Genomic DNA, 19,577 nt, shown 5'->3' with positions numbered 1-19,577 from the left:
ACCTCGTAGCACCACTCACGAGCACCACCCGAGAACACCGCGGTTTCGATGCGGGGCTGCACTCCACGCAGCCCCATCAGGGGACAACGACGAGAGCGCCCGGGGCGGTCGTGCCCGGGGCGGAAGGAGTGGCAGACATGGGTGACATGACGGGACAGGTCGCGCTGGTCACGGGCGGCGTGCGCGGCATCGGCGCGGCGATCAGCGCGCGCCTCGCGGCGCGCGGGGTCACGGTCGCAGCGGGGTACTCCCGCGACACCGAGGCCGCCAAGCGCTTCCTCGAGGATCACCCCGGCTGCTCCGCGCACCAGGGCAACATCGGCTCCAGCAGCGACTGCGAGCGCGTCGTCTCCGAGGTCCTCAACGAGCACGGCCGCCTGGACATCCTCGTGAACAACGCCGGGATCACCGCGGACAAGACGGTCCGCAAGATGCCGGTCGAGGACTGGGACCGCGTGATCCAGGTGAACCTCTCGGGCGCCTTCTACCTCTCCCGCGCGGTGCTCGAGCACATGCTGGAGCGCGGCAGCGGCCGCATCATCAGCATCAGCTCCATCATCGGCGAGGCCGGCAACATCGGTCAGGCCAACTACGCCGCGGCCAAGGCCGGGCTGTTCGGCCTGACGATGAGCCTCGCGCAGGAGACCGCGCGCAAGGGCATCACCGTCAACTGCGTGGCCCCCGGCTACATCGCCACCGACATGGTCGCGGCGGTGCCGAAGGAGGCCCTCGACAAGGTCGTCGCCAAGATCCCGGCTGGCCGGCTCGGCGAGCCCGACGAGGTCGCCCGCGTCGTGGAGTTCCTCGCCGACCCGAGCTCGGCGTTCATCACCGGCCAGGTCTACTCGGTCAACGGTGGGCAGTACATGTGAGCGCCGACAGCACGAGCAAGGGTCCCGACGCCGGGGCGCAGTCCCGGCGCTCCCCCTACGACGAGTGGCGCGAGAAGCTGGAGGAGGCCCTCGACGCGGCGACGGAGGGCTTCCCCGGCAGCGACTACGTCGGGCAGCTCGACCCCGCCTCCTTCGGCCCGGCCGTGGCGGAGTTCACCAAGCGCCTGGCGTCCTCCCCGACCCGCACGAGCGCGGCCTTCCTGCGCTACGCCGCGGACGTCACCGAGGCGGTCTCCGCCGGGGTCCTGCGCGCCGGCGGGCAGGACGCCGAGGGGCCGGTGAGCGAGGTCCCGCGGGACAAGCGGTTCGCCGACCCAGCCTGGGAGCAGAACCCCTGGTACTGGGCGCTGCGGCAGCAGCACCTGCTGCTGGAGCGGCTCTCGCAGGAGCTGCTGGAGTCGACCGAGCTGGAGGGCTCGCAGCGGGCGAAGACGGAGTTCCTCCTCCGCCAGCTCCTCGACGCCTCGGCGCCGACCAACACCCTGCTGGGCAACCCGGCCGCGTTGCGCAAGGCGTTCGAGACGGGCGGGCAGAGCCTGGCCAAGGGCGCGCGCAACTTCCTGGACGACCTGGCGACGAACGGCGGGCAGCCGCGCCAGACCGTGCCGGGGCAGTTCGAGGTGGGCCGCGACCTGGCCGCCACACCCGGCGAGGTGGTCTTCCGCAACGAGCTGATGGAGCTCATCCAGTACTCGCCGCAGACGGAGCAGGTCCGGGAGATCCCGCTGCTGTTCAGCCCGCCGTGGATCAACAAGTTCTACATGATGGACCTCGCCCCCGGGCGCAGCCTCGTGGAGTGGGCGGTGCAGCAGGGGCTGACGGTCTTCGTGATCAGCTACCGCAACCCGGACGAGTCGATGCGCGGCATCCGCATGGACGACTACCTCGTCTCGGGACCGCGGCAGGCGATCGACGTCATCCAGGACATCACGGGCGCCGAGGCGGTCAACGTCATCGGGCTGTGCCTGGGCGGCACGCTGACCATGGCGACCCTGGCGTACCTGGCCACCGTGGGCGACCGCCGCGTGCGGACGGGGACGCTGCTGAACACGCTCATCGACTTCTCGGAGCCGGGCGTCCTGGGCGTCTTCACGGACGAGGCGACCGTGGAGCGCCTGGAGCGCCGGATGGAGAAGAGCGGCTTCCTCCCCGGTGCCGACATGCGCGCCACCTTCGACCTGCTGCGCAGCAACGACCTCATCTGGAACTACGTGGTCAACAACTGGCTGATGGGGGAGGAGCCGAAGGCCTTCGACCTCCTGGCCTGGAACGCCGACTCCACCCGGATGCCGGCGGGCATGCACTCCTTCTACCTGCGCTCCTGCTACCTGGAGAACCAGCTCGCCCGGGGCGTGATGGAGCTGGACGGGAAGGAGCTGGACCTGGGGGCGGTGACGGAGGACCTGTACTTCGTCGCCGCGGAGCAGGACCACATCGCGCCGTGGAAGTCCGTCTACAAGGGCGCCCTGCTGCCCAAGGGCGACGTGCGGTTCGTGCTGACGAACTCCGGCCACATCGCCGGGGTCGTGAACCCGCCGAACCCCAAGTCCCGGCACTGGGTCCTCGACGGCGCGGAGCTGCCCCGCGACCCTGACGTGTGGCGGTCGCAGGCGGTGGAGTCCCCCCGCAGCTGGTGGGAGGACTGGACCCCGTGGATCTCCGAGCGGTCGGGAGAGCTGCGGGAGCCGCCGCCCATGGGCAGCGAGCGCTACCCGGCGCTGGAGCCGGCCCCGGGGACCTACGTGCACGAGCGCTGAGGGACGGGCGGGTGCTTCCACCCGCCCGTCGTGGGAACGGGGCGTCCGGGTCCTCCCGGGCGCCCCGTTCCGCTCGGGGGCGCCGCCGAACGGTCAGGCGGGGCGGCCGAGGCCGGTCGTCAGGGGCTCTGCGCGAGGAAGCTGCGGTAGACGCCGAGCAGGGCCTGACGCTGCTCGGGTGTGAGCGCCGGATCGGCGAGGATCGCGTCCTCGGTGCCGGGGACGGGAGCCTGCGCCCGGCCGGGCTCGGCCGGCTGCTCGTCCCGCTCGCCCGCCTGCTCCGGCGCGCCCTGGCCGCCGAACCCGGCGGCCGCGAGGAGCTGGTCGGTGGGGACGCCGAGGGCCTGGGCGATCGACCCCAGCACGCGGACGGAGGGCTGGTGCAACCCCCGCTCGACCTGGCTGAGGTAGGCGTTGGACACCTTCGTCATCGTCGACAGCTCCCGCAGGGAGAGGTCGGCGAGCTGCCGCTGGGCGCGGATGAACGAGCCGAGGGCGGCGCCCTGCGCCTTCCAGGCGCCGTTCACGTCCATGACAGCCAACGATAACCGCGCCCCGCGGTTGGGGGTGCGGGCCCGGGGGCGGTCGCGCGCTCAGGCCGCGGCGACCACCCGGTTGCGGCCCGCGGCCTTGGCTGCGTACAGCGCGTGGTCGGCGACGGCGATCAGGGCGTCGGCGTCCGCGGCGTGCTGCGGGGAGGTGGCGACCCCCGCCGAGAACGTCACCGTGATGACCGCGCCCGGCTCGTCGCGGCGCCGCCTCCCGTCCTCGGGGGAGCGCGGTCCCGGCAGGGACTGGCCCGGCAGCGCGGTGACGGGCACCGCGAGGGCGGCGCAGCGCAGCCGCAGCTCCTCGGCGCGGCGCACCGCCTCGGCGTCGTCGGTGCCGGGGAGCAGGATGACGAACTCCTCCCCGCCGTAGCGGGCGACGGTGTCGCGGGGCCGGCAGCCCCGCTGGAGGGCGGTGGCCACCGCCCGCAGGACCGCGTCGCCACCCCGGTGGCCGTGGGTGTCGTTCACGGACTTGAAGTGGTCGACGTCGATCAGGACGACGCTGACGGGCTCCTCGCCCCCCGCACGTGCCAGGGCCTCCTCGAGGGCCTCCATGAGGTGGCGGCGGTTGTGCAGGCCGGTGAGCGCGTCCCGGGCGGCCTCCTCGGCCAGGCGCGCCTGCAGCGCCTCCGTCAGGGCGAGCTGCTCGACGAGGCGCGCGTTGGCCTCCTGGACGGCCCTGCGCTGCTCGACGAGCTCGCTGATGTCACGGGCGACCACGACCCGCCCGAGCGGCCGGCCGTGGCGGTCGTGCAGCACGCTGATGCGGGAGTCGAGGTGCAGGCCGGGCAGGACCTCCACCTGGCGGTGGAGCGCGCCGTCCTCCAGCGGCTCCACCAGGGCGGGGGAGACCACCTCCGCAGCCGGGCGCCCGACGACCTCCCCGACGACGTCGGGCCGGTGCCGGGACAGCAGCGCGCGAGCGGCGGGGTTGTGGTCGATGACGGTGCCGCCGGAGTCGATGACCAGCACGGCGTCCTGGATGCTGTTGACGACCTCCTCGCGGGCCACCGGCACCAGCTTCAGCAAGCCGTGGCGGAGGAGCGCGCGGGCGTTGACGAGCCCGGTGAGGGTGAAGAGGACCGGGGTGTAGTCGACCGGTCCTCCGCCTTGCGGCAGGACGACGGCCGTGACGTTGCCGAGCAGCGGGATGCAGGCGCCGAGGAGCAGGTGCGTCACCTGGTGGCGGAAGACCCCCTGTGCCCGCCGCCGGGTGGTGACCAGGCGCTGCACGGCCCACCCGAACAGGGCGTAGCAGTAGGCGCTGTGGACCCAGAACAGGGGACCGAGGGTCAGCTGCATGACCGAGTCGGACCCGGAGAAGGTCACGCTGGAGAACATCAGGTGGTGCCAGGGGTTCGTGAGCAGCGCTGCAAGCAGCAGCGTCGGCGCCGCGGCCAGCCGGAGCGCGACCCGGCGTCGCAGCCGCCAGTGGGGATCCGCCACGGCGCGGCTGAGGCACCACAGCGCCGTCGTCGTGAGGTAGATGCCCGCGAAGCCGAACCGGCCGGCGATGCGCTGCACGAGCGGGTCCACCCCGAGGTGGAGGAACGCGTCCGCACCCGACCAGAGGGCGGTCCCCAGCAGCGCCGCGGCGAGGGCGGCGGCCGCCGGGGTGTTGTGCCTGCGCCGCCAGGCGACGACGGCCGTCCCCGCGCACACCAGTGCGGAGATCGTGAAGACCACGGCGATGCCCATCTGCGCCGCTGCCTCCGTCCCTGCGGGTCCGCTCCTCCGCTGGATCATCGGTGCGGGAGGGCCCCGGCTGAAGCCCCGCCCGGGGCGAGGGCAGGAGATGGGATCGCGCTCCGCTTGACGTACCACGCACAGTGCTGCGTACTATTTCAAGCGCAGCACCCGCCGACCCCGCACCCACTTCCGACCGAGGAGATCGAGATGCCCACTCTGCAGGAGCAGTACTTCCAGGCCATGCAGCAGAGCCAGCAGGCCGTCCTCGACGCGTTCAGCACCTGGACGCGCACCGTGCAGGACGCCGCCGGCAGCATCGGCACGAACCCCGTGCAGGTCGACCCGGCCCAGGCCATCGACCAGTACTTCGACTTCGCCGCGAAGGTGCTCGACGTGCAGCGCACCCTGACCCGCGGCATCGTCGAGCGCACCACCAGCCTCACCGAGGACCTCGCCAACCGCGCGGCCGAGGCTGCCGGCGGCGAGGACAGCACGGGCCTCTGAGCCCCCACCCCGTCTCGGAGTCCGCACTGGTAGGGCCGCCGCAGCGCCTGCGCGCTGTGGCGGCCCCCGCGAGGAAACGGCACCACACATGACCCCGTCCAGCAGGTCCACAGCCCGTCGCTCCACAACCGGCTGGGACGCGACCTCCCCTGCGGCCGCCGTGGCCGCGATGTCCGCCTGGCAGCTCTCCTGCGTGCGAGCCACCACGGCGGCCACAGTCCTCTGCCTGCGCTGGTCCGCGGCCTCCATTCGCGCCGGCGCCTCCGTCCTGGGCGCGACGCGTCCGGCGCAGCCGGCCGGGGCCGCTCCTGAGGGGCCGCGGCCGCAGGCAGGACATGCGGGGGTCACGGCTCCCTCCGTCACCGACGTGCAGCCGGTCCTCCCGGTGCAGTCCGGCACTGCGTCGGAGCCGGAGGCCGCCCGGGAACTCGTGGCCCTGGCGGAGCCGGAGCCCGTGGCGGAGGTCGAGCCGGAGCCCGAGCCGGAGCCCGAGCCGGAGCCGGAGCCGGAGCCGGAGCCCGTGGCGGAGGTCGAGCCCGAGCCCGAGGAAGCGCCGGTGGCGCACTGGGACGAGTACAGCCTCCCCAGCATCCGCGCCAGGCTGCGGCACTACCAGTTGCCCCGGCTGCAGGCGCTCCTCGCCTACGAGCAGGCGCACGCCGCCCGCCCGGGGGTCGTGTCGATGCTCGAGAAGCGCATCGCCCTCCTGGAGGGGCGCGCCGACGCCGAGGACGACACCGACGCCGTCGAGGACAGCACTTCCTAGGACAGCGCTCCGGTGGACGAGACCGGGACCGGCGCACAGCACGACCGATCGCGGAGAACGGAGCGAGGGTGAACTACAGCGTTTCCAGAGCAGTCGTCACGGGTGGGGCCAGGGGCCTCGGTGCGGCCGTCGCAGAGCGCCTGGCGCGCGACGGCCTGAGCGTCGCCCTGCTGGACGTCAACGAGGAGGCGGCCCGCGAGACCGCCGCATCGATCGCGCAGTCGACGGGATCCACCGTCGTGGGGCTGCGCTGCGACGTCACCGACCGGGCGCAGGTCACGGAGGCGCTGTCGCACGCCGCGGACGCCCTCGGCGGTCTCGACACCCTCATCGGCAACGCCGGGATCACCCGGGACCGCATGTTCCACAAGCTCTCCGACGACGACTGGGACCAGGTCCTCGCCGTGAACCTCACCGGCGTCTTCGACTGCCTGCGTGCCGCCGCCCCGTGGCTGCGCACCGAGGGGCCCGGCCGCGTCGTCCTCATCTCCTCGATCGTGGCCAAGACGGGCAACCTCGGGCAGATGAACTACATCGCCGCCAAGGCCGGGGTCGTCGGCCTCGTGCGCAGCGCCGCGGTGGAGCTCGCCCGGTTCGGCACGACGGTCAACGGCATCCGGCCCGGTTTCATCGAGACGCCGATGACCGCCGCCATGCCGCAGGAGGCGCGCGACCGGCTGATGACCGACAACCTGCTGGGCCGCGCCGGGCAGCCGGAGGACATCGCCGGAGGCGTCGCGTTCCTCTGCAGCGACGACGCGGCGTTCGTGACGGGCCAGCTCCTGGACATCAACGGAGGCGCGGCCCTCTAGCGGCCGCCCGGGAACGGTGGCCGTGCACGCACGCCGGGAACTGCTCGAGATCGGCCACCACCGGGTGGCCGTGGACGTGACCGAGGGCGAATCGCCCCTGCTGCTGCTCAACGGCGTCGGCGGTGGCCGCGCGATGTGGGAGCCCCTGCGGGAGCAGCTGCCGCCGGGGATCGCCACCATCGCCTACGACGCCCCGGGCTGCGGTGCCAGCCCGCCGGCGAACGCCCCGCTGTCGATCCACGACCAGGCGAGGATCGCCGCCGGGGTCCTCGCCCGGCTCGGGGTCGCCCGCGCCGACGTGCTCGGCTTCTCCTTCGGGGGCATGGTCGCCCAGCAGCTGGCCCGGGACGTCCCCGGGGCGGTGCGGCGCCTCGTGCTCGTGGCGACCGGTGTCGGGGTGGGCTCCGTGCCCGGCAGCGCCCTCGCGTACGCACTGCTCACGCTGCCGCAGATGGCGGACCCGAACTGGATGCGCTCCGCCGCACCGCACCTCTTCGGGGGCCGGCTCGCGCGGCGCCCCGCCGACCTGGAGCGGTACGCCCGCCGCTACGCCCAGCCCGTGCACCCGGCCTCCTACGCCGGCCAGCTCCAGGCGGCCCTCCTGTGGTCCAGCCTGCCGTGGCTGTCCCGGCTCAGGGCCCCTGCGCTCGTCCTCACCGGCGGGGAGGACCCCCTCGTCCCCGTCTGCAACGCAACGCTGCTGGGGGCGCTGCTCCCGCAGGCGCGGGTGCACGTCGTCCGCGGGGCCGGGCACCTGCTGCTGCTGGAGGCCGCGGCGGAGGCGGCGGCGGCCATCGGCGGGTTCCTCGGTCCCGAGCGGGCGGGCAGCGCCCGGCGATAGCCTCGGCCATGGACGCACGGCGACTGGCGTGGCGGGCCTGCTACGAACTGCTGGCGGCCCGGGTGCGCCAGCCCGAGTGGACCTTCATGAACTACGGGTACGCCCCGCCCGAGCCGTCGCCCCTGCGGCTGGAACCGCGCGACGAGCCGGACCGTCTCTGCATCCAGCTCTACGAGCACGTGGTCGCAGGGGACGTGAGCGGCTGCGACGTCCTCGAGGTCGGCTCCGGGCGCGGCGGTGGCGCCTCCTACCTCAGCCGCTACCGGGGGCCCCGCTCTGTCGTCGGGCTCGACTTCTCGGCGCGGGCCGTCGCGTTGTGCGCCCGGCACCGCGCCGGTCCGGGGCTGTCCTTCGTCCACGGTGACGCGCTGGCCCTGCCGTTCCCCGACGGCAGCTTCGACGCCGTGGTGAACGTCGAGTCCTCCCACTGCTACAGCTCCGTGCCCGCCTTCCTCTCCGAGGTCCGCCGCGTGCTTCGTCCCGGCGGGAGCCTCTACTGGGCGGACCTGCGTCCCGCCGGGCGCGTCGCGGCGCTGCGCCGGGAACTGGCGGAGTCGGGTCTCGCGCTGCGCCGGGAGCTCGACGTCTCCGAGGAGGTGCTGCGGGCGATGCGCGCCGACAACGCCCGCAAGCTCGGCCTCATCGACGCCTGGATCCCGCGGCCGTTCCGCTCCGCGATCCGGCCCTTCGCCGGCGTCGAGGGGACGCAGAACTTCGTCGGCCTGCAGACGGGGACGACCCGCTACCTCAGCGCCTGGCTGGTGCGGGAGCCGGCTGCCGGGTGAGGCGGGAGCGGCCGGCCCCGGACGGCACCTGGGATCGGGCCGGCGCGATGCGCATGCTGTCACCGCGAGCGACCAGGACCGGGACGCTGCGCGACCGGAAACGCCGGTGGTGGGGGGTTGACCGGGTGGTAGAGCAAACGTAGGTTCAGAGGTGCCGGCTGCACCCGGAACCGGTCGCTCGGCGAACCCCGGTGCAGCCGCTCACCCGCGCCCGCCGGCGAACTTCCCGTCGCCGCCCGAGGAGAAGAGACCTGTCGATGCCCTCGACGTCCCGTGCCTTCCGCCTGCCCCTGGCCGCCTCCGTGCTGGCCGCGCTGCCCCTGTTCGTCGCGCCCGCTCCGGCGATGGCGGCCAGCCCCTACGAGCGCGGCCCGGCTCCGACGCGCGCTTCCGTCGAGGCCGTGCAGGGGCCCTTCGCCATCGCCCAGACCTCGGTCTCGCGCTACCGCGTCAGCGGGTTCGGCGGGGGGACCATCTACTACCCCACGACCACCTCGGCGGGAACCTTCGGCGCGGTGGCCATCTCCCCGGGGTTCACGGCGACGCAGTCCAGCGTCGCGTGGCTCGGTCCCCGGCTGGCCTCGCAGGGGTTCGTCGTCATCACCATCGACACGAACAGCCGCTACGACCAGCCCTCCTCCCGCGGCGACCAGTTGCGCGCGGCCCTGCGGTACCTCACGCAGTCCAGCAGCGTGCGCGGGCGCATCGACCCCACGCGGCTCGCCGTGATGGGCCACTCCATGGGCGGCGGCGGCGCGCTGGAGGCCGCGAAGGACGACCCCTCCCTGCAGGCCGTCATCCCGCTCACCCCGTGGAACACGGACAAGACGTGGCCCGAGGTCACCACCCCGACGTTCATCGTCGGAGCGGAGCGGGACAGCGTCGCTCCCGTCTCCCAGCACGCCGAGCCGTTCTACGGCAGCCTCACCGCGACCCCGGAGAAGGCCTACCTCGAACTGCGCGGGGCGAGCCACAGCGCACCGACCAGCGTGAACTCGACCAACACCACGGTCGCGAGGCAGAGCATCGCCTGGCTCAAGCGGTTCGTCGACGACGACACCCGCTACGACCAGTTCCTCTGCCCGCCGCCGGCGCCGGACAGCATCGTCCTGGAGTACCGCGCCACCTGCCCGCACTGACCCGGGCAGCGGTCCCGGCCCGGACGGAACGCCGGGCCGGGACCGCTCGCACCTGAACTCACCCCTTGACGCAGACGAGGGGCCGCAGGTGCTCGACCACCTCCACGAGGTCCTCCTGCGCGGCGATGACCGCCGCCAGGTCCTTGTAGGCGCCCGGTGCCTCGTCGAGGACCCCAGCGTCCTTGCGGCTCTCCACCCCGCGGGTCTGCTCCGCGAGGTCGGCGGTGGTGAACCGGCGCTTCGCCTCACCGCGGCTCATCCGCCGCCCGGCCCCGTGCGAGGCGCTCCAGTAGGAGCGGGGGTCGCCCTTGCCGCGCACCACGTAGCTGCCCACCCCCATGGAACCGGGGATCAGGCCCAGCGTGCCGGCACCCGCCCGGATCGCACCCTTGCGGGTGACGAGCAGCCGCTCGCCGTCCACGACCTCCTCCGTCACGTAGTTGTGGTGGATGGAGATGCGCTCGGAGAACACCACCGCCGGGAACGCCCGCCGCAGCACCCCCTCCAGCAGCGCGAGCATCACCTCCCGGGAGAGGGCGGCGTAGTCCTGCGCCCAGTCCAGGTCACGGCGGTAGGCGTCCATCTCCGGGGTCCCGGCGAGGAACACCGCCAAGTCGCGGTCGGGCAGGCCGACGTTGTGGCGCAGCACCTTCGCCGCGGCGATGTGCCGCTCCGCGATCTCCTTGCCGATGTTGCGGGACCCGCTGTGCAGGGTCAGCCACACCTGCCCCGACGTCGACGCGCACACCTCGATGAAGTGGTTGCCGCCGCCGAGGGTGCCGAGCTGGTGGTGGGCCCGGGTCTCGCGGTCCTGCACGCCGGGGTGCAGGTCGCCGAAGCGGCGCCACAGGCCGGTTCCCCGCTGCGCCAGGCGCAGCGGGCGCAGGTCCACGTCGCGCTCGTGCGCGCTGAAGCCCACGGGAACCGCCGCCTCGATCGCCGAGCGCAGCGGGGCGAGGTCGTCGGGGAGGTCCTCCACCGTCAGGCTGGTGCGCACCGCGGCCACCCCGCAGCCGATGTCCACGCCGACGGCGGACGGGCTGAGGGCGTCGCGCATGGCGATGACCGAGCCGACGGTGGCGCCCTTTCCCAGGTGCACGTCCGGCATGACGCGCACGCCGCGCACCCACGGCAGCCGGCTGATGCCGCGGAGCTGGTTCAGCGCCGCGTGCTCCACCTCGTGCTCGTGCGCCCACATGAGGGTCTCCGCCTGCGCGCCGCTCAGCGGGACGGGGAACTCGTTCACGGGGGACTCCTGGTCTCGTGCGGGCGCGCGGCAGCGGTCCTGCGGCGCGGGGAGGGCCGCCCGCGCGAGCGGCGGGCGGCCCTCGACGTTACGGGGCGGGCCGGCCGGTGGCGAGGCGTTTTCCCTGGTGGCTCAGGTGTCCGCGGCGGGGTGCAGCAGGCGGGCGCGAAGCCGGTGCAGCGGCGGCATGAGCCCGTAGACGACGATCGGCACCGCGACGGTGGTGAGCACGAAGGTGCGCGGGAGCGGCCCCAGGGTGCTGAGCCAGTTCCCGAGGACCAGGTTGAGGACGGTGAGGGTGGGGAAGACGGCGAGCCAGATCATCAGGGCCAGCTGGTGCCTGCTCGGCGGGCCGGCGGGGATGGTCCGGGTGGTCCCGGCGGGAGTTCGGATGCTCATGCCGGCCAGGCTGCAACGGCGCGGACCGCACGTCGACGAACGTTGCCGTTTCCGGGAATCGCCGCTGGGATGAGCGCCGTGGACGACACGTCGACGGCCGTCACCGCCGTGCTCCAGCAGGTCGGGGCCCGGCTCAAGCGGCTCCGCGCCGAACGCGGCACCACCCTCGTGGAGCTCGCGGAGGCCACCGGCATCTCCAAGAGCACCCTGTCGCGGCTCGAGACGGGGCAGCGCCGGCCGACGCTGGAACTGCTCCTCGCGCTGTCGCAGGCGTACCAGGTCCCGCTGGACGACCTCGTGGGCGCGCCCGACGTCGGAGACCCGCGCTTGCGGCTGAGGCCCGGTCACCTCAAGGGGCGGATGGTCGTCCCGCTGACCCGGCAGCGCGCCGCCATGCAGGCGTGGAAGATCGTCCTCCCGGCGGGGGAGGCCCGCCCGCACCCGCGGGCGCACGACGGCCGCGGGTGGATCTACGTCCTCTCCGGCCGCATGCGGCTCCTCGTCGGGGACGAGGACTGGGTGCTCGCCCCCGGCGACGTCGCCGACTTCGACGCCCGGGTGCCGCACTGGTTCGGCTCCGCCGGGAACGAGCCCGCGGAGGTCCTCAGCATCTTCGCGCGCCCCGGCGAGCGGATGAACGTGCGCACGGTGCGTCAGAACGCGTAGCGGATGGGCAGCCACGGCGCGTGCCGGGCCACGAGGTCGCGCACCGCCTGCACGGCGCGGCCCTTGTTCGCGCGGTCGTAGCGCACGTTCACCGCGCCGTTCTCCGAGCGTTTGCGCTCCTGCAGGTCCGGGCGCCACAGCACCCGCTCCGCGCGGGGGTGCCAGCCGAGGTTCACCTCGTGCAGGTCCTCGTTGTGGGTCAGCAGGATCACCTCGGCGGCGGCCTGGGCCTTCGCGGCCGGGGAGAGGACGTCGTCGATGTGGGTGAGCAGTTCCGCCCAGTCGTGCAGCCAGCCGCCGCGCAGGACGACGGGGGAGAGGTTCAGGTGCACCTCGTAGCCCGCCGCGACGAAGTCGTCCACGGCCGCGATGCGCTGCGGCACGGGCGTGGTGCGCAGGTCGAGCTGCTTCGCGTCCGCCGGGGGCATCACCGAGAACCGGATGCGGGTGCGGCCGCGGGGGTCGAGGTCGAGCAGGCCGCGGTTGACGTACTTCGTGGCGAACGACGCCTTCGCGCCCGGCTCCTCCCGGAACAGGGCGACCAGGTCGGCGACGTTGTCGCTGACGAGGGCGTCGACGGAGCAGTCGCTGTTCTCGCCGAGGTCGTACACCCACGCCGAGGGGTCGCACTGGTTCGGTTCCGGCTTCGGGCCCTGCCTGCGGATGTGGCGGGCGAGGTAGCCGGTGATGTCGTCGATGTTGGTGAACACGGTGACGGGGTTGGCGTAGCCCTTCCGCCGCGGCACGTAGCAGTAGGCGCACGCCATCGCGCAGCCGTTGGCGGTGGAGGGGGCGATGAAGTCCGCGGAGCGGCCGTTGGGGCGCGCGGCCAGGGACTTCTTCACCCCCAGCACGAGGTCCTCCGTCTTCACCCGGACCCAGCGCTCGACGTTGCCGGCGTTGCCGTGCAGGCCGGGGATGCCCCAGTGCGACTCCACCTCCACGACCTCCGCGCCGGGGAACCGCCCGCGCACCTGCTGCCCACGGGGGCTGGCGAGGGCGGCGGGCTCCGCCCACAGGCGGCGCACGTCGAGGAGGGGCCTGCCGGTCGCGGGAGCTGGCACGGCTCCTTGGTACCAGCCGGGTCCGACACCTGCGTGCCGTCCCGCCGGGCGCCTACCGAGCGCCTATCGAGAGGCGCGGGAAGCGCCCTCCGGCACGGGGGCGGAGCGCAGGTCGATCACCTGGCCGGGCCGGCCCCACAGGAACCCCTGCGCCGCCGGGCAGCCCGCCCGCGCCAGCAGTTCCGCCGTCTCCTGCGTCTCCACGCCCTCGGCCACCACGGGCAGCCCCATCTCCCGCGCCATCGCGATCACGGCGTGCACCACCGCCCGGCTGCGCGGCTCCGTCCCCATCGCCGCCACGAACCGGCGGTCGATCTTCACCTCGTCGATCGGCAGGGAGGTCAGCTGGGTCAGGGAGGAGTACCCGGTGCCGAAGTCGTCGACGGCCAGGCGCACCCCGAGGTCCCGGATGCTGTCCAGGTTGGCCACCAGGGACTCCCGCACCGTCAGCAGCTGCGTCTCCGTCAGCTCCAGCACGACGTGCTCCGCCGGGGTGCCGCTCTCGCGCAGCGCCTCGGTGATCGTGTCGAGGATGCCGTCGTCGCGCAGCTGCGAGGCGCTCACGTTCACGTGCACCGACACCTCCGGGCCGTGCACCGCGGCCAGCTGGGGCCACTGCCGCACCGCGTCCCGCAGCAGCAGCGCGCCGAGCTGCGGCATCAGACCGCAGTTCTCCGCCACCTCCAGCCACTCGCCCGGGAGCAGCAGCCCGCGGGAGGGGTGCTCCCAGCGCACGAGGGCCTCCGCCGCCAGCACCCGCCCCGAGGCGAGGTCCACGATCGGCTGGTAGTGCAGCACGAACTGTCCGGCGGCGACGGCGCGGCGCAGCTCCCCCTCCAGCTCCAGGCCCCGCCTGGCCCGGTCGAACAGGGACTCGGTGAAGAACTCGAACCGCCCCCGCCCCGCCGACTTCGCCTCGTACATGGCCGTGTCCGACTCCCGCAGGAGGTCGGCGGCCGTCGCGCCGGGGCGGGCCAGGGTGATGCCGGCGCTGATGCCGACCTCCACCTCTCGGCCCGCCACGGTCACCGGCCTGCGCACGGCGGCGAGCAGCCGGGCCGCCACGACCGAGACGTGCTCGGCGACGTCGATGTCGGGGCAGCACACGACGAACTCGTCACCGCCGATGCGGGCCACCGTGTCGTTCGGCCGGACCCCGGCCGTGAGCCGGACGGCGACGGTGCTCAGCACCTCGTCGCCCGCGGCGTGGCCGAGGGAGTCGTTGATCCGCTTGAAGTGGTCGAGGTCGAAGAAGATCAGGGCGAGCGTGCGGCCGGTGCGCGGCAGCGAGGCCAGACCCTGCTCCAGCCGCTCGGCGAGCAGGAGCCGGTTGGGCAGGCCGGTGAGCTGGTCGTGCAGCGCCTGGTGGACGAGGCGCGCCTCGAGGGCCTTCCGCTCGGTGATGTCGACGAGCTGGAGGTTGGCCAGCGGCTCCTCCGCGCGCCCGCCCTCGGTGGCGGGCAGGTCCAGCCGCGCGGCGGCCGCCCGGCAGAACCGCTCCTCGCCGTCGAGGGTGCGGTGGCGCAGTTCGCCGTCCCACGCGGTGGCGCGGCCCTCCGCGAGGTCGTCGAGGACCCGCTCGAACGCCGCGCGGTCCGCCGGGTCGAGGACGTCCAGCCAGGACCACCCCTGCAGCACGCGGCCCTCCTCGTCGCCCCACCACCTGCGCAGCGCCGGGTTGGCGTAGTGGACGCGGCCGCGGCGCCCCGGGTCCAGGTGGAGCAGGGCGTTGCCCACGACGGCGCTCTGCAGGGTCCGCTCCAGCGCGTCGCCGCGGCGCTGGGAGTCGCGCAGGGCCGCGTGCCGCTGGCGCACCTCGATGCTCAGCGCCAGCCCGACGAGGCCGGTCACGCCGATGAACGCCTGCACCACGGCCGTGCGCAGCGGCAGCGACTCGAGACCGGCGAACGGGCCCCGCCCGACCATGGTCGCGGCCACGGCGAACGCCGCGGTCAGCGCGCCGTGCGCGGCGGTCCAGGCGGGGCCGAGGCGCCAGCCGACCAGCACGATCGCCGGCAGGACGAGGAAGGCGAAGGCGTACTCCGGGCGCTGGCTGAACACGGCGGCGTGCACGGCGAGGGAGACGGCCAGGACCCCGGCCGCCTCCCGCAGGCGGGGCCCGGGCACCTGCTCCCCCCGGCGCCGCTCCTCCAGCCGGGCCCGCCACGCGAGGACCAGGCCCATCACGACGCCGCTGCTCGTCCCGTAGCGCAGGACCCACAGCACCGCCATCGATGCAGTGCGTGAGGCGTCGTCGAGGAGCGTCACCGCCACGCTCACCGGCGCGCTGGCGGCCGCCCCGGCGAGGGCGGCCACGCCGAGGACGACGAGCCCGCGGGTGTCGCGCAGCGCGTACGGGCTGCGCGGGCTCAGCCGCTGGAGGACGGCTGCCCCCACCACCGCGTTGACCGAGTTGGCCAGCATGAACGCCAGCGCCAGGGCGGGCGGGGCACCGGTGACGAGGTTCACCAGGAAGGCGGCCACGGCCAGCACCGGCAGCTCGACGCGGTAGCGGCGGCTGCGTGGGGCGAGGAGCAGCCACAGGATCCCCACCCCGGCCGCCGGCCACACGAACGCGAAGGGCGGCATCTCCAGGCGCGTGGCCCTGCCCACCAGCGCCGCGAGGACGAACGCGGCGGCCCAGGCGGCGGTGCGGGCCCTCGGGCCTGCCGCGGGAGTGGCCACGCAGTCCCTCCGTCCCCGAGCCCGTGGTCCGGGCCGGCCCGACCGGGTAGTCAGGCGATCACGCCGGGCTACCACAGTAAGCGGATCCGGCCCGGGGTGCGCGCGCACGGACCCCGCACCGCCAGGGGGGTGACCCCCGCCACGTTCCCTCAGGCCGGGCCCTCCCGATGCCGATGGGCAACGGTCAGACCGTCCGTCCGGCCCCTGGGGGAACGCTGTGCGAGCACCCGTCCCGCCGGACGACGCTGCGCGCGTCGCCGCACTGCAGCGCCTCGGGATCCTGGACCGGCCACCGGCCCCCGACCTCGAGGGCCTGACCCGGCTCGCCACCTACGTCACCGGCGCCCCCGTCGGGGTCGTCAACCTCATCGACACGGACCGGCAGTGGCAGGCCGCCGCCACGGGCATGGCCTGCGGCCAGTTCCCCCGCGACGACTCGATGTGCGCCCACGTCGTCGCCGCCGGTGTGCCCGTGCACGTCGCCGACGCCTCCCTCGACCCCCGCTTCGCCGACGGCCCGTTCGTCACCGGGGTCGTCGCCGACGTGCGGATGTACGCCAGCCTCCCGCTGCGCGACACCGACGGCTACGCCGTCGGAACCCTCTGCGTCGTGGACCCGGTCGCCCGCACCCTCGAGGCCGGGCAGTTCGCCGCCCTGCGCGACATCGCCGCGCAGGCCGAGGCGCTGCTGGAGCTGCGGCGCCAGCACGTCGAGCTCGTCGGGGTCCTCGCCGAGGTCGACCACTACGCCACCCACGACGCCCTCACCGGGCTCGTCAACCGCCGCCTGCTCGTGGACCGCCTGGAGCAGGCGCTCAACCGGGCCCAGCGCAGCGGCCGGCCGCCGACCGTGTTCTTCTGCGACCTCGACGGGTTCAAGGCCGTCAACGACGCCTTCGGCCACGACGCGGGGGACGAGGTGCTCGTGGCCGTGAGCCGCCGGCTGCGCTCCCTCGTCCGCCCCACCGACACCGTGGCCCGCCTCGGCGGCGACGAGTTCGTCGTCGTCTGCGAGGACCTCCCCGACGACATGGTCTTCGACGTCGCCGACCGCCTGCGCAGGACCGGGCCCGCCGACCTCGGCGCGCCGGCCGGCTGCCCGCCGCTGGGGATCAGCGTCGGCACGGTCACCGCAGCGCTGCCCTCCACGGCCGGTGACGTCCTGCGCCTGGCGGACCGCCTCATGTACGCCGACAAGGCCAGCCGCCGCTCCCGCTGAGCCGCTCCGGGGGCCCGCCGTCGATGCGGGCCCGTCGTGGTGGGTCCCGCGGTCGCCTCAGCCGGTCGGCTCCGCCGGCTCGCGGAGTTCCGCGACGAACACCGTCCGGCCGTTCCCCGCGGGACGGGCCTCCAGCAGCAGCTCCACGGCCACGGTGCTGCCGTCGCGGCGCAGGGCGGCCACGGGCACCGGAGTGCCGATGATCCGCGAGCGGCCCGTCGTCTGGTACCGCATGAAACCGGCGATGTGCGCCTCCCGCAGCTGCGGCGGGATGACCGCGATGAGGCGCTCGCCCGTGAGCTCCTCCGCCTGCCACCCCAGCAGCTCGGCCGCCGTCGGGCTCACCGCGATGATGCGGTTGGCGTCGTCGGCGGCGAGCACCGCGGCACGGGCGAAGCGGACCGCGCTGGCGTCCCACTCCGGCGTCGACCACTCCGCGCTGCCCTGATCGGCCTCCACGACCCTCGACCACGGCACCGGGCGCAGGCCCGCAGCCTGTCGCAGCACCTCGTCGCAGCACCAGTTCCGCAGCCGGAGGATCTCCGGCGGAGTGGGCGGTGCCAGCATCCGGCCCTGCGCCGCCAGCCGCACCGCCTCGTCGAGCACGGAGCGCAGCACGGCGAAGCCGGCAACCGCCCCGGAGGGCACGGACACGCCGACGTCGAGGGAGACCACCCCGGAGTCGCGCTGGGCGAAGACCTCCAGCGTGCCGTCGGCGAGCAGCGACATCGCCTCGCTCGCCACCCCCACCTCGTCCAGCTGTCCCGCGTCCGGGGAGCCGTCCTCCCGGAAGCAGCTCAGCAGCCGCTCGCGCAGCACCGCCTCCGCGTGCTGCTGCCACGCGCAGTAGAGGGCGACCGGCAACCGGTGCAGCCGGATGGCCATCCCCTCGGGGGCGGCCTCCGAGGGGGCAGGTGCCGGCCCGGGCGCCGGGTGGAACTCCTCCCGGCGTCCGCCGAGGGCGAACCACACGACCTTGCCGCTGTCCTGCAGGAGCGCACCGCAGTCGTCGGCCACCAGCTCCAGCAGGTCCAGCCCCCGCCCGGTGGTGGCCGTGGCGTCGTAGTCGCGGCGCGTGGGCAGGTGCGGGCTGCGGTCGGAGACCTCCACCAGCACCGCCCCGCTCCGCACGGTGATCGTCAAGCCGATGTCGGAGCGGGCGTGGATCACGGCGTTGGTGATGAGCTCGCTCACGAGCAGGGTGGCGGACTCCACCAGGTCGTCGTCGATCCCCGCCTCGGTCAGCGCCTCCGCGACGGCGCGGCGCGCGCGGGCGGCGCTGGCCGGCTCGGGGGCCAGCGCGAGGGCCCGGTGCACCAGCACCTGTCCTCCGGGCGCGGGAGCTTCACCGGGCATCGCACCGCCCCCCGCCGGCGATCTGACCGCGGGTGACGAGCACTCTCGAAGAGTAGTCGGCCCGGTCCCGCGCAGTCGCCCCCAGCGGGCCGGCGACGGGCAGGACCGCGGAAGGGCACCGTGGAACACTGGCGCGGTGCCCGACGACACCGACCTGGCCGAGGTCCGCCTGCTGCGGATCCCGCTCCGCCTGCGGGCCCGCTCGGCCCAGCACGGTGAGGAGCTGATGCGCGAGCTGGCCCTCATCCAGATCGGCGCGCAGCAGCACGCCCGCGAGCACGTCGAGGAGTCCGTGCCGCAGCGCCTGCTCGACCTCGCCGCCGAGGCCCAGACCACCTACGGGGCGTTCAGCGCCGCACCCGACGCCGAGATGGCCGCCGCCCTCGAACGCGGCGAGGAGGACCTGGACGTCACCTACCGGGTCCCCCGGCACGTCGGGCCGTTCGTCCGGCGGATGCGGGGCATCCTGGAGGAGGCCGACGAGTACTGCCGCCAGGGCGAGCACCTGCTCACCCTGGCGGCCCCCGCCGACGTCGCCGCCTACCGGCGGTGGCTGTTCGACCAGTTCGAGCGGCAGATCGCCGGCGAGGACCCGCAGCCGTGGCGGGGAGCGGAGTGAGCAGGGGCGACGGCCGGGTGCGGACCACCGCCGCGCCCCGTCCCGCAGGAGCACCCGGAGGGGCGAGGCCGTGAGCGAACCGCTGTCCCTGGACCCGATGGCGCAGGCCGTCTCCGCGGCCCGGCGCTACGTGCGCGACGCCCTGCGCGAGTTCGGCGCGGAGGAGCTGGAGGAGTCCGCTGAGCTCGGCATCTCCGAGCTCGTGACCAACGCGGTGCTGCACGGGCGCACCCCCATGACCATCGCCCTGCGCCGCACCGACGCGGGACGGATCCGGGTGGAGGTGGCCGACCGGTCCCCGGCGTCACCCCGGCAGCGGCGCTTCGACCTGTCCGCGACGACCGGGCGCGGGCTGCGGCTCGTGGAGTCCCTCTCCCACGACTGGGGCGTCGACGCGGTGCCCCCGGAGCAGGGCGGCGGCAAGTGCGTCTGGTTCGAGCCCCGGGAGTTCCTCACCTCCGACGGCTTCCCCGAGGCGCTGCACGCAGAGGTGGACCTCGACTCGCTGCTGTGATCGGCGGCGAGCCGACGCCGGGCCGCCCGGCCCGCCGCATCGGCTACCGTCAGCCCCCCCAGGGGGGCGACC

General features: G+C 74.4%; 19 protein-coding genes. 12 read left to right on the top strand and 7 right to left on the bottom strand.

The features are described from left to right. The first annotated feature begins 137 nt into the window (after positions 1 to 137). Positions 138 to 872 carry an acetoacetyl-CoA reductase gene (gene phbB, locus CLV92_RS17605; RefSeq protein ID WP_104434911.1) on the top strand — a complete coding sequence of 245 codons (735 nt, stop codon included), beginning with the start codon at positions 138 to 140 and terminating at the stop codon, positions 870 to 872. After that, on the top strand, positions 869 to 2,650 hold the full coding sequence (locus CLV92_RS17600) for a PHA/PHB synthase family protein (RefSeq protein WP_211291240.1): 1,782 nt from the start codon (positions 869 to 871) through the stop codon (positions 2,648 to 2,650). The genes phbB and CLV92_RS17600 overlap by 4 nt, the downstream gene beginning before the upstream one ends. Positions 2,651 to 2,769: 119 nt before the next feature. On the opposite strand, the gene CLV92_RS17595 is transcribed toward CLV92_RS17600, so the two are convergent. Continuing rightward, on the bottom strand, positions 2,770 to 3,183 hold the full coding sequence (locus CLV92_RS17595) for a helix-turn-helix domain-containing protein (RefSeq protein WP_104434909.1): 414 nt from the start codon (positions 3,181 to 3,183) through the stop codon (positions 2,770 to 2,772). Between the two features lie 60 nt (positions 3,184 to 3,243). After that, complete coding sequence (locus tag CLV92_RS17590; RefSeq protein WP_158257313.1) at positions 3,244 to 4,899, bottom strand: histidine kinase N-terminal 7TM domain-containing diguanylate cyclase; 1,656 nt, start codon at positions 4,897 to 4,899, stop codon at positions 3,244 to 3,246. Between the two features lie 198 nt (positions 4,900 to 5,097). Here CLV92_RS17590 and CLV92_RS17585 point away from each other — a divergent pair, with 198 nt between their 5' ends. The 6 genes from CLV92_RS17585 (at position 5,098) to CLV92_RS17560 (ending at position 9,737) form a co-directional block, all read left to right on the top strand. Beyond that, the gene (locus CLV92_RS17585) at positions 5,098 to 5,394 is read left to right on the top strand and encodes a hypothetical protein (protein WP_104434905.1); all 297 of its coding nucleotides are present in this window, start codon (positions 5,098 to 5,100) and stop codon (positions 5,392 to 5,394) included. Between the two features lie 367 nt (positions 5,395 to 5,761). Further along, positions 5,762 to 6,160, top strand: coding sequence for a DUF8129 domain-containing protein (locus CLV92_RS22070; RefSeq protein ID WP_211291239.1), 399 nt, complete (start codon positions 5,762 to 5,764; stop codon positions 6,158 to 6,160). Between the two features lie 68 nt (positions 6,161 to 6,228). Then, positions 6,229 to 6,972, top strand: a complete 744-nt coding sequence (locus CLV92_RS17575) for an SDR family oxidoreductase (protein ID WP_104434903.1) — start codon at positions 6,229 to 6,231, stop codon at positions 6,970 to 6,972. A gap of 22 nt (positions 6,973 to 6,994) precedes the next feature. Next, the gene (locus tag CLV92_RS17570; RefSeq protein WP_146099625.1) at positions 6,995 to 7,813 is read left to right on the top strand and encodes an alpha/beta fold hydrolase; all 819 of its coding nucleotides are present in this window, start codon (positions 6,995 to 6,997) and stop codon (positions 7,811 to 7,813) included. An 8-nt stretch (positions 7,814 to 7,821) separates the two neighbouring features. Beyond that, positions 7,822 to 8,598 (top strand): class I SAM-dependent methyltransferase, encoded by a 777-nt coding sequence (locus CLV92_RS17565; protein WP_104434899.1) that lies wholly within the window; start codon positions 7,822 to 7,824, stop codon positions 8,596 to 8,598. A gap of 257 nt (positions 8,599 to 8,855) precedes the next feature. After that, positions 8,856 to 9,737: an alpha/beta hydrolase family protein gene (locus tag CLV92_RS17560; protein WP_146099624.1), complete on the top strand. Its 882-nt coding sequence runs from the start codon at positions 8,856 to 8,858 to the stop codon at positions 9,735 to 9,737. Between the two features lie 58 nt (positions 9,738 to 9,795). Here CLV92_RS17560 and CLV92_RS17555 read toward each other — a convergent pair whose 3' ends face one another. Together CLV92_RS17555 and CLV92_RS17550 are read right to left on the bottom strand one after the other, a co-directional pair. Beyond that, complete coding sequence (locus CLV92_RS17555; RefSeq protein ID WP_211291251.1) at positions 9,796 to 10,935, bottom strand: RtcB family protein; 1,140 nt, start codon at positions 10,933 to 10,935, stop codon at positions 9,796 to 9,798. 180 nt (positions 10,936 to 11,115) lie between these two features. After that, positions 11,116 to 11,382 carry a putative antibiotic biosynthesis monooxygenase gene (locus tag CLV92_RS17550; protein WP_104434893.1) on the bottom strand — a complete coding sequence of 89 codons (267 nt, stop codon included), beginning with the start codon at positions 11,380 to 11,382 and terminating at the stop codon, positions 11,116 to 11,118. Between the two features lie 69 nt (positions 11,383 to 11,451). Between CLV92_RS17550 and CLV92_RS17545 the strand changes: the two genes are divergently transcribed. Then, positions 11,452 to 12,048, top strand: a complete 597-nt coding sequence (locus tag CLV92_RS17545) for a helix-turn-helix domain-containing protein (RefSeq protein WP_104434891.1) — start codon at positions 11,452 to 11,454, stop codon at positions 12,046 to 12,048. Here the strand turns inward: CLV92_RS17545 and CLV92_RS17540 are convergent. Continuing rightward, the gene (locus CLV92_RS17540) at positions 12,036 to 13,112 is read right to left on the bottom strand and encodes a spore photoproduct lyase family protein (RefSeq protein WP_104434889.1); all 1,077 of its coding nucleotides are present in this window, start codon (positions 13,110 to 13,112) and stop codon (positions 12,036 to 12,038) included. The genes CLV92_RS17545 and CLV92_RS17540 overlap by 13 nt on opposite strands. Before the next feature lie 63 nt (positions 13,113 to 13,175). Then, entirely contained in the window at positions 13,176 to 15,797 is a 2,622-nt protein-coding gene (locus CLV92_RS17535) for a bifunctional diguanylate cyclase/phosphodiesterase (RefSeq protein WP_158257312.1), read from the bottom strand. A gap of 217 nt (positions 15,798 to 16,014) precedes the next feature. Here CLV92_RS17535 and CLV92_RS21115 point away from each other — a divergent pair, with 217 nt between their 5' ends. Next, positions 16,015 to 17,016 (top strand): GGDEF domain-containing protein, encoded by a 1,002-nt coding sequence (locus CLV92_RS21115; RefSeq protein WP_146099623.1) that lies wholly within the window; start codon positions 16,015 to 16,017, stop codon positions 17,014 to 17,016. Between the two features lie 57 nt (positions 17,017 to 17,073). Here the strand turns inward: CLV92_RS21115 and CLV92_RS17520 are convergent, their stop codons facing one another. Continuing rightward, the gene (locus tag CLV92_RS17520; protein ID WP_158257311.1) at positions 17,074 to 18,339 is read right to left on the bottom strand and encodes an ATP-binding protein; all 1,266 of its coding nucleotides are present in this window, start codon (positions 18,337 to 18,339) and stop codon (positions 17,074 to 17,076) included. Positions 18,340 to 18,508: 169 nt separating this feature from the next. On the opposite strand from CLV92_RS17520, the gene CLV92_RS17515 reads away from it, so the two are divergent. Both CLV92_RS17515 and CLV92_RS17510 read left to right on the top strand, forming a co-directional pair. Beyond that, on the top strand, positions 18,509 to 18,991 hold the full coding sequence (locus CLV92_RS17515; RefSeq protein ID WP_158257310.1) for a hypothetical protein: 483 nt from the start codon (positions 18,509 to 18,511) through the stop codon (positions 18,989 to 18,991). Between the two features lie 70 nt (positions 18,992 to 19,061). Then, complete coding sequence (locus CLV92_RS17510) at positions 19,062 to 19,505, top strand: ATP-binding protein (RefSeq protein WP_104434879.1); 444 nt, start codon at positions 19,062 to 19,064, stop codon at positions 19,503 to 19,505. Positions 19,506 to 19,577 lie beyond the last annotated feature (72 nt).

This window comes from Kineococcus xinjiangensis, assembly GCF_002934625.1.
Classification (GTDB): Bacteria; Actinomycetota; Actinomycetes; order Actinomycetales; family Kineococcaceae; genus Kineococcus_A; species Kineococcus_A xinjiangensis.
This window is presented reverse-complemented; position numbering and strand designations above follow the sequence as displayed.